The organism is Micromonospora sp. LOL_024, assembly GCF_048060415.1.
Taxonomy (GTDB): domain Bacteria; phylum Actinomycetota; class Actinomycetes; order Mycobacteriales; family Micromonosporaceae; genus Micromonospora.
The window spans coordinates 1-1210 of sequence record NZ_JBHMIS010000139.1; the positions used below are offsets into that span (position 1 = coordinate 1).

Sequence of the window (1210 nt, forward strand, 5' to 3'; positions counted from 1 at the left end):
AGTGGTGAAGTACGAAGAGCAGGCCCACATGGTGGCCGGCTGCCCGTCCGCGCTGGTGAACAGGTCGAGGCAGCGACCGTCGGCCTTGTTGCGCAGGTCGAATCCGGCCGGCGACCAGGTTTGGGCGCTTCCGTTCGTCCATCGCTGGTTGTTGCCGCTGCCGCAGACGGCGAGTACCACGTCTGCCCCGTCTTGGGCCGCTGCTGGCTGCAGGCAGAGCCCGGAGGAGAGGTGTTTGATCCGGTAGGTCGGCGGATTGCCCGCTGCGACCACCTCGAACGTCCACCGTTGGGACTTCACCGCAGCCGGCAGCCCGCTCCTGAACGTGCGGACCTTGACCTGGGTGCCGGCGGTGTCCGCATCGGTGGCCAGTACCTGCAGGTCGCCGTCCTCGGCCTGTCCGATAGCGACCGGGTCCGGCGCCGGCACCGCCGCAGGTGCCGGCGCGCCCAACGCCAGAACCACGCCACTGCCGGCAACGACCGCGGCAAGGACAGCCGCGCATCGGGATCGAATTCTCTTCACCCATGCTCCTCTCGTGCGGACGAGGGCATGGCGAAGCGAGCAGCTCAAGGCGTCGCCGACGAACGCTGCCCCCGTAGCCGCGTCGACGATGTGCACGATCAGGCTACGAAACGGATTAGTTGATTTCTATGGTTGACTTTCAGCGCGAACCTGGATATTCCACAGGTATGGATCTGTTGCGGCGCGGCTGGCCGATCATCGTCACGGCGATGCTGGTGTTCGGCGCGAGCCTGCTGCCGTGGTTCCGCACCAGATGGGCTGACGGCGACGGCTGGGCCACCAACTCGGCGACCGCATGGGCGTCGTCCACCTGGTGGGCCGCTGCGGTAAGCGCCTGCCTGCTCGCCGCCGCAGCCGGGCTGCTCGGCCTCCACCTGCCATCGGGGGCCATGCTGCGCTGGGGTGCCGCAGGCCTCGCCACGACCGCCGTCGCGGTCACCGCCGTAACGTGGCTGCGCATCCCTCCGCTGACCGAGGGCACCGGCATGGCCTGGTCCACCGCCGGCGCCGAGTCCCCCGGCGTCGGCGACATCGTCCGCGACGGCCTGGTGCTCGTCCGGATCGACGGGCTCACCCAGGAGGTCGGCTGGGGCGTTCACGCCGGACTCGCCGCCATGGTGATACTCACCGCCGTGCTGACCATCAAGGCTGTGCGGCCCGGACGCCCCCGGTCCGACGCGAGACG

2 protein-coding genes are annotated in these 1210 nt (G+C 69.4%); one reads left to right on the plus strand and one right to left on the minus strand.

What is annotated here, in order from left to right; genetic code table 11:
* Positions 1–525: RICIN domain-containing protein (locus ACFHWY_RS28550; protein WP_416583336.1), on the minus strand; the 525-nt coding region annotated here is incomplete at its 3' end.
* Positions 526–692: 167 nt separating this feature from the next.
* Between ACFHWY_RS28550 and ACFHWY_RS28555 the strand changes: the two genes are divergently transcribed.
* Positions 693–1210 (plus strand): hypothetical protein (locus tag ACFHWY_RS28555; RefSeq protein ID WP_416583337.1); only part of this gene is annotated, 518 nt, incomplete at its 3' end.